We start from the raw sequence: 7388 nt of genomic DNA, 5'->3' as shown, positions 1-7388 counted from the left end.
GCCGCCGGCCGAAGTGAAACGCTTGCGGTCGATGACATAGAGGTCGCGCCTCAGCTCAATGTTGGGAAACGCCTCGGTGAAAGCGGCCTGGCTTGTCCAGTGCAAGGTGCAGGCATGGCCGTCGAGCAGGCCCGCGCGCGCCAGAAAGAACGCGGCGTCCGCCACCGCGCCGATATGAGCGCCGTTGCGCAGGCTTTTGCGAATCCAGGTCGCTGCGTCCTCGGCGACGAGGTGATCGGCATCGCCGCCCGAGCAGACGACGATGCGGTCGACCTTGGGTGCATCCTCGGCATAAAAGCCCGGCTGGATGACGACGCCGTTTGAGGCCTCGACCGGACCCGGGGTCGCCCCGACGATGATCCAGCGATAGCACTGCCGCTTGGCCAGCACATTGGCGGCGCGCAGCGGCTCGATGACCGAGCTGAACGCCATCATCGGAAAGCCGGGAAACACCAGCACGGCGAAGGTGAGAGGCGTTTCGGCGGGTTTTTGAAGGGCGTGCGCTGCCATGGGGCGCTACAATTCGGGCAGATGGGGTTCGGGGTCAACGGCAATTGGCGAACGATGCTTGAAGCGCGGTCTGCTGTTGACCGCCCGGACGGTGCAGAAGTTTGTGTGATGTCGGCGGGACAGCACCCCCCTCTGGCCTGCCGGCCATCTCCCCCGCAAGGACGGAGATTGGCAGCTCAAACGCTGGCTCACGCTTTCAAGTTTGGCAGTTGGCGAAGGCCGATGTAACGTCTGATCTCCCCCCTTGCGGGGGAGATGTCCGGCAGGACAGAGGGGGGTGGGAAGGATCTCTACAGAACGCGTTCTATCCTTCTCAGCTACATTTCCTGCCGTGAATCAGCCGAAGGGCTCTCAGCCCCCAGCGCCTGGTCCAGATCCGCGATCAGGTCATCGCCATCCTCGATGCCGGCCGACAGCCGCACCAGCGAATCCGATATGCCGATCTCCGACCGCTTCTCAGCCGGGATCGAGCCATGCGTCATCAGCGCGGGATGTTCGATCAGGCTCTCGACCCCGCCGAGGCTTTCGGCCAGCGTGAACAGCTGCGTGCGTTCGAGGAAGCGTTTGGTGCCGGCGAGGTCGCGGTCGAGCACGGCTGATATCATGCCGCCAAAGGCATGCATCTGCTGGACTGCGATAGCATGCTGCGGATGGCTGGCGAGGCCGGGATAGATGACGCGGCGCACGTCCTTGCGGGCCTCCAGCCATTGCGCGATCTTGAGGCCGTTGGCGGAATGCCGCTCCATCCTGAGCGCCAGCGTCTTCAGGCCGCGCAGCGCCAGAAAACTGTCGAAGGGGCCCGAAATGGCGCCGATGGCGTTCTGCAGGAATTTCAGCTGAGCGGCGAGTTCCTTGTTGTCGCCGACCACGGCAACGCCGCCGACCATGTCGGAATGGCCGTTGAGATATTTGGTCGTCGAGTGGACGACGATGTCGATGCCGAGCTCCAGCGGCCGCTGGATGTAGGGGCTGCAGAACGTGTTGTCGGCGACCGTGAGGACCCCCTTGCGTTTGGCGAGGGCGGCGACGCCTTCGAGGTCGACGATGCGCAGCAGCGGGTTGGTCGGCGTCTCGACCCAGAGCAGTTTCGTCTCGGGGCGAATTGCCGCCTCGACGGCGGCGAGGTCGGTGAAGTCCACGAAGCTGACCTTGAGATCGGCCGAGCGCTTGCGCACCCGCTCCATCAGCCGGAAGGAGCCGCCATAGATGTCGTCGGTGGCAACGATGTGGGCGCCGGAATCGAGCAGTTCGAGCACGGTGGCGATCGACGCCAGCCCCGAGGCAAAGGCGAAGGCTGCTGTGCCGCTTTCGAGATCGGCCACCGCGCGCTCGAAGGCAAAGCGCGTCGGGTTCTGGCTGCGGGCATATTCGAAACCCTTGTGCACGCCGGGCGATTGCTGGCCATAGGTCGAGGTGGCGTAAATCGGCACCATCACCGCGCCGGTCAACGGATCGTGGCTCTGGCCGCCATGGATGGTGCGCGTCGAAAAGGCCAGGCGGTTCTTGCCCGATGAAGATGGGCCCGGTGGCGGAGTGTGGGTGGTCATCGTGCGCGCCTCAAATGGTTGATCAAGTCGATGCGGGTTATCAGGCCGACGAACTCGTCGCCGTCGAAGATGATGGCGACCTCGTTGCGGTCGAACACCGGCAGCAGCGTATCCAGCGTCTGGCTGGCCTGCAGCGTGTGCAGGTTTGAGGTCATCGCGGTGCGCACCGGACCGTTGAAGCGCTCCCAGCGGCCGTCATAGGGACCGTCGACATGGGCGAGAATATCGCTCTCGTCGACGATGCCGACGAGCTTGCCATTGTCGAGCACCGGCAGCTGCGAGACATCGGAGCGGCGCATGCGGCCATAGGCGTTGAGCAGGCTTTCGTCGGGGCCGACATAGACGGTGTCGCCGGTGCGATGCGTGCGCATCACCAGGTCGCGCAGATCGCCATGCTGCTCGTGCTCGGCCAGGCCCTGTTCGGCCAGCCAGAAATCGTCGAACACCTTCGACAGATATTTGTTGCCGCTGTCGCAGACGAAGGTGACGACGCGCTTGGCGACCATCTGCTCGCGGCAATAGCGCAGAGCGGCCGACAGCAGCGTGCCCGACGATGAGCCGGCGAGGATGCCTTCCTTCGACAAGAGGTCGCGCACCGCCAGCATGCTCTGCTTGTCTGATATGGCGTAGGCCTTTTTGACCAGCGACAGGTCGGCATTGGGCGGCACGAAATCCTCGCCGATGCCTTCCACCGTCCAGCTGCCGGCCTCTTCCATCTTGCCGGTCTTGATCAGCGGCGCCAGCACCGAGCCGACCGGATCGGCGAGCACCATCTCGGTCTTCGGCGACACTTTGGCGAAGTAGCGGCCAAGCCCGGTCAACGTGCCGCCAGAGCCGACACCGACGACCACCGCGTCGACATCGCCGTCGAGCTGCGAAAAAATCTCCGGACCGGTCGTCGTCTCATGCGCCAGCGGGTTGGCCGGGTTGGCGAACTGGTTGGCATAGAAAGCGCCGGGCACCTCGGCGGCGATCTTCTCGGCCATGTCCTGATAATATTCGGGATGGCCTTTGCCGACATCGGAGCGGGTCATGTGCACCTCGGCGCCGAGCGCGCGCAGATGCTGGATCTTTTCGCGCGACATCTTGTCGGGCACGACCAGCACGATGCGATAGCCCTTGGGGATACCGACCTGCGCGAGGCCGAGGCCGGTATTGCCCGCGGTCGCTTCGACGATGGTGCCGCCCGGCCTGAGCTTGCCCTGTTTTTCGGCGGCCGCGATCATCGACAGCGCAATGCGGTCCTTGATCGAGCCGCCGGGGTTCTGGCTCTCGAGCTTGATGAACAGCCGGCACTTGCCGGTATCGAACTTGGTCAGCTCGACCACCGGCGTCTGGCCGATCAGGTCGAGAACCGACGCATAGGGCGGACGCAGGCGGGATGTTGCGCTTTCCGGGGGCGCACTGCCAGCCGCGGCGATCTTCTGCTCGCTCATATCGATGCTCCATGATCAAGCGACCGCCTCGGGCAGAGCGGCAGCGTATCCTCTTTTCCAGCCCTTTGCAGTCGGAAAGAAGATAGATCGTGCCAATCAACCGGCCAGATGGAGAATGTCATTCCACAATCTGGCGGCTTCGCCCTGACAGGCTGATTTCCTCGGCACGGCCACCGATCGTTCGACGCACCATCTCGTTCGTTGCGAGCCGCAATTTCCGCATGCTAGCCGGGGGGCATGAGGCGCCCTGATGCGGTCGCGCTGATGGCGTCGCGGGCCAAACGCAGGGAAACCTTCGATGAAGATTATCGCCTATGACAATTTCAAGCCCGGCGTCACCATCGACGATCTGAAACCCTATCTGCGCGACGAGGTCTCGAATGTCTGGCGACTTTAGAAGGCGGGGATCGTGCGCGAAAACTACGCACGCGCCGATGTCGGCGGTGTGATCATCGTCTTCGAACTCGACAGCGTCGAGGCGGCCAGGCGCTACACCGACGACTTTCCGCTGTCGAAGGCAGGGCTGTTGGAATGGCATTTTCTCGCCTTCGATCCCGCACCCTTACCGCTCGAATATCTGTTCGATGCCACCGTCGACATCGCCCAACCCTGGGACCGGACGGCCGCATGATCCGGTCAAGCGAAGGCATCGAGATCCCGACCGGCCTGGCGCAGTGGTGCGATCCGCGCCGCATGGCGCTGGTGATCTACGACATGCAGGTCGGCATCTGCCGCCAGATCGCCGGCGCGGCAGCGATCGTCGAACGCACTGGCATCGCGCTCGAAGCGGCGCGCTCGGCGGGCATGCGGGTGGCTTTCACGCGCCATTTGTCCCTGCCGGGCAAATGGATAGGCGCCACCCAGCTGCGCACCGCCATGGCCTGGCAGCGGTGCGATAGCCCCGACATGGTCGAGCCGTGGTTCCCGCGCGATGCCGAAGCCACGCAAATCGTTCCCGAACTCGCGCCACGCGCCGACGAAGCCGTGTTCGACAAGCTGACCATGTCGGCCTTCGATTCCACCGCGCTCAGCTTCGCCTTGCACGATTGCGGGGTGCGCGCCGTCGCACTCGCCGGAGTGGCGATGGAAATCGGCATCGAGCCTACGGTCCGGCAGGCGACCGACAATGGTTTCGTGGCGGTGGTGATCGGGGACGCCTGCGGCTTCGGCAACCAGGAAGCGCGCGACCGGTCGATGGCGACGCTGGACTTCCTTGGCGAAGCCGTCATCACCGAGGTCGCGGGTTTTTGCGGCGCGCTCGCCACTGGGAGATAGGCGCCTTGTTAGGCCTCGATCTCGGTGCGGAAGCGGGCGCCGACAGCGCGTCCGTGCACGTCCCCCCAGTCATAGAGCGCCTGCAATGTGGCTGCCAGATCGCGGCCACGGTCGGTCAAGGTGTAGCGCCCCTTGCCATCGGGCGACGCCTCCAGCACGACAAAGCCGATGTCGACGAGATCGGCCAGTCGCTGCGTCAACATCTTGTCGGACAGCGACGGGATCGTCCGCCGCAGTTCGGAATAGCGCATCGGCTGTTGCTTGATCCGCGCCAGGATCACCGTCTTCCATTTGCCGCCGAGCGCATCGAGCGCGAACTCGACCGGGCAGCCGTAAAGTCTACCGCGTTGGGTCATACACGCATCGTAGGCAAGGCCCGGCAGCGACGGAAGCAGAATTTGCCAGGCCATGTGGCCAGCTAGGCAGCGCAGGGCCGCGTCCGTATCAGTCGTCAGCAGGCCCTTAAGGGGAGAGCGACGATGAGTGTGCGGGACGCCAATCCGGTCGATGCGCGCAAGCCGAGGCGCGTGGCGATCGTCATCGCCAACCCGGCACTCTCGACCACGACCGGGTGGCCGGTCGGGTTCTGGTGGAGCGAGCTCACCCACCCGTGGTTCGCCTTCACCGAACGCGGCTATGCGGTGGAGATCTTTTCGCCCAATGGCGGCAAATGCGAGGCCGATGCGCTGAGCGACCCGCGCGATCCATCGGGCTATTCGCAGAACGACCTGTCCTCGCTCGGCTTCCTGTCGAGCCCGAAGCTTGCGGCCCTGGTCGACAACACGCGGCCGGTGGCGGAGATCGAGGTCGAAAGCTTCGACGCGATTGTCGTCGCCGGCGGCCAGGCGCCGATGTTCACCTATGAGCACGCGACAGGCCTGCAACGGACGTTCGTCGCCTTCCATGAAGCCGGCAAGGTTGCCGCCGCTTTGTGCCACGGCACCGCGCTGCTGCGCTATGCCCGGCGCGCGGACGGATCTTTGCTCGTGGCCGGCAAGACGGTGACGGGCTTCACCAATGCCGAGGAGGATTTTGCCGACAAGGCAACCTGGGAGATGGGCGCGCTCGAGCGCGGAAAGCATCTGATGCCGTGGCGGATCGAGGATGAGCTGAAGGCCCTAGGCGCCAACTATATCCAGGCCGGACTGTGGCGGCCTTTTGCCGTGCGCGACGGCAATCTGATCACCGGGCAGCAGAATTTCTCGGGCGCCGAGACCGCGCGCGCGGTGTGCGAAGCGCTGGGCGGCTGAACAATCTCGGAAATGCTCTAACTCAACAATCGCTTGCTCAGCCTGGCGCATTGAACGCGGATGTCGGGGATGGCGTCGATCTCGAAGAAGGTGCCGCGCGTCAGCGGGCCGACGGCCAGGATCTTGGCGGAGACGCCGCCGTCGCCAGCGATGATCTCACAATTGGCCGACACGTCGAGGCCGATGCGCAGCGGGTCCGGCCGCGCCAGGCCGCGGTCGACGAGCGAGCGCACGACGCTGTTTGACGAGGTCGAGATGTCCCTGACGATGCCCGAGCAATCGTAGATGCGGGCGACCTCGAAGGTTTCGAGGATCTGGGTGTGGCGCGACTGGACCTGGACCGTGAAGTCGCCGTTCCGGTCGATGTCGACGACGCGCCCGGCGATCAGGCGGATGCGGCCGGATTGCACGGCCTCGGTGACGCGGGCATAGACTTCGGGCGCCATGCGATGGCGGTGGATGTCCCACCAGGCCTTGGTGTGCTCGACGAAGCGGCGCTTGGCGGAAGCGGGCCAGTTCTGCCAGATCTTCTGGTTGAACGGCCGCAAGCCGTCGACGACGTCGCGCCAGTCGATGCCGGCCTTCTGGTTTTCCTTGATCAGGTCGCGGAACCAGCCGACGAAATAGGACAATTGCGTGCCGAGCGGAATGTCGGCGACGTCGAGCTTGATCGGATTGCCCTTGCGGTGCGGCGACGGCAGCAGGCCGCGCCGAGACACCGCGACGATGTCGCCGCGATGGCCGCGCTGCTCCAGGGAGAGAAAGGCATCGACCATGCTGAGACCGGTGCCCAGCACCATGACTCGGCTGTCGGGCGCAAGTGCCGTGTCGGCTTCCGAGCCCATCCTGATTGCATGTCCCTGCGCCGGCTCCTCGTCATGGCCGGTCGCGAGCACGGCGAGATGGGCGACGACGCTGGTGCCATTGGCCAGCGCAACCTCGACGCCGGACGTGGTCGGCGTGATCGAGAGGCTCTCCTCGCGGATCAGGCGCAATCGGCCGGTTTCGCGTTCGCGCGTTTCCAGCTCGTCGAGCAGTTCCTTGAGGTAGCGGGCATAGAGGCTGCGCGGTGCGTAGACCGGCGCCTGGTCCGGGGTCGCCAGGCCGCGCTCCAGCAGCCAGCGCCAGAAATTGCCGGGATCGTCGGCATAGGCGCTCATGCCGGCGGCGCTGACATTCAGCACATGCGCCGACAGCAGCGTCGAATAGGCGATGCCCTGGCCGAAATGCGGACGCCTTTCGATCAGCGTGACGCGCAGATCGGGATTGGGCCATTTCAGGAGATGCGCGGCCATCACCACGCCGCTGGCGCCGCCGCCGACAATGATGATCGAGTTGGCGCGCCCGGTCATGCGCAGGACTGCCTTGGA

At 64.9% G+C, this 7388-nt stretch carries 8 protein-coding genes; 3 read left to right on the top strand and 5 right to left on the bottom strand.

Annotation, left to right across the window (positions count from 1 at the left end; translation table 11 throughout):
• The 3 genes from AC0ZT5_RS29405 to AC0ZT5_RS29395 form a co-directional block, all read right to left on the bottom strand.
• A partial coding sequence (locus tag AC0ZT5_RS29405) for an AraC family transcriptional regulator (protein WP_488499283.1) occupies positions 1-510 on the bottom strand: 510 nt, incomplete at its 3' end.
• Between the two features lie 317 nt (positions 511-827).
• Entirely contained in the window at positions 828-2057 is a 1230-nt protein-coding gene (locus tag AC0ZT5_RS29400; RefSeq protein ID WP_488499282.1) for a trans-sulfuration enzyme family protein, read from the bottom strand.
• A complete protein-coding gene (locus tag AC0ZT5_RS29395; RefSeq protein WP_488499281.1) occupies positions 2054-3493 on the bottom strand; it encodes a pyridoxal-phosphate dependent enzyme in 1440 nt (479 codons plus the stop codon). Before AC0ZT5_RS29395 ends, AC0ZT5_RS29400 begins: the two co-directional genes overlap by 4 nt.
• 409 nt (positions 3494-3902) lie before the next feature.
• On the opposite strand from AC0ZT5_RS29395, the gene AC0ZT5_RS29390 reads away from it, so the two are divergent.
• Together AC0ZT5_RS29390 and AC0ZT5_RS29385 are read left to right on the top strand one after the other, a co-directional pair.
• Positions 3903-4124 (top strand): hypothetical protein, encoded by a 222-nt coding sequence (locus AC0ZT5_RS29390; RefSeq protein WP_488499280.1) that lies wholly within the window; start codon positions 3903-3905, stop codon positions 4122-4124.
• The gene (locus AC0ZT5_RS29385) at positions 4121-4768 is read left to right on the top strand and encodes a cysteine hydrolase family protein (RefSeq protein WP_488499279.1); all 648 of its coding nucleotides are present in this window, start codon (positions 4121-4123) and stop codon (positions 4766-4768) included. Before AC0ZT5_RS29390 ends, AC0ZT5_RS29385 begins: the two co-directional genes overlap by 4 nt.
• An 8-nt stretch (positions 4769-4776) precedes the next feature.
• On the opposite strand, the gene AC0ZT5_RS29380 is transcribed toward AC0ZT5_RS29385, so the two are convergent.
• Complete coding sequence (locus tag AC0ZT5_RS29380; protein ID WP_488499278.1) at positions 4777-5124, bottom strand: winged helix-turn-helix transcriptional regulator; 348 nt, start codon at positions 5122-5124, stop codon at positions 4777-4779.
• Between the two features lie 123 nt (positions 5125-5247).
• Between AC0ZT5_RS29380 and AC0ZT5_RS29375 the strand changes: the two genes are divergently transcribed.
• The gene (locus AC0ZT5_RS29375) at positions 5248-6018 is read left to right on the top strand and encodes a type 1 glutamine amidotransferase domain-containing protein (protein ID WP_488499277.1); all 771 of its coding nucleotides are present in this window, start codon (positions 5248-5250) and stop codon (positions 6016-6018) included.
• 17 nt (positions 6019-6035) lie between these two features.
• On the opposite strand, the gene AC0ZT5_RS29370 is transcribed toward AC0ZT5_RS29375, so the two are convergent.
• Positions 6036-7370 carry an FAD/NAD(P)-binding protein gene (locus AC0ZT5_RS29370; RefSeq protein ID WP_488499276.1) on the bottom strand — a complete coding sequence of 445 codons (1335 nt, stop codon included), beginning with the start codon at positions 7368-7370 and terminating at the stop codon, positions 6036-6038.
• Between the last annotated feature and the right edge of the window lie 18 nt (positions 7371-7388).

The organism is Mesorhizobium sp. CNPSo 4670 (assembly GCF_057784235.1).
This window is presented reverse-complemented; position numbering and strand designations above follow the sequence as displayed.

What these genes read in the sequence shown, in the direction of transcription:
- AC0ZT5_RS29400 (WP_488499282.1), bottom strand. Translation starts at nt 2,057, where the DNA reads ATGACCACCCACACTCCGCCACCGGGCCCATCTTCATCGGGCAAGAAC.
- AC0ZT5_RS29395 (WP_488499281.1), bottom strand. Translation starts at nt 3,493, where the DNA reads ATGAGCGAGCAGAAGATCGCCGCGGCTGGCAGTGCGCCCCCGGAAAGC.
- AC0ZT5_RS29385 (WP_488499279.1), top strand. Translation starts at nt 4,121, where the DNA reads ATGATCCGGTCAAGCGAAGGCATCGAGATCCCGACCGGCCTGGCGCAG.
- AC0ZT5_RS29380 (WP_488499278.1), bottom strand. Translation starts at nt 5,124, where the DNA reads ATGACCCAACGCGGTAGACTTTACGGCTGCCCGGTCGAGTTCGCGCTC.
- AC0ZT5_RS29375 (WP_488499277.1), top strand. Translation starts at nt 5,248, where the DNA reads ATGAGTGTGCGGGACGCCAATCCGGTCGATGCGCGCAAGCCGAGGCGC.
- AC0ZT5_RS29370 (WP_488499276.1), bottom strand. Translation starts at nt 7,370, where the DNA reads ATGACCGGGCGCGCCAACTCGATCATCATTGTCGGCGGCGGCGCCAGC.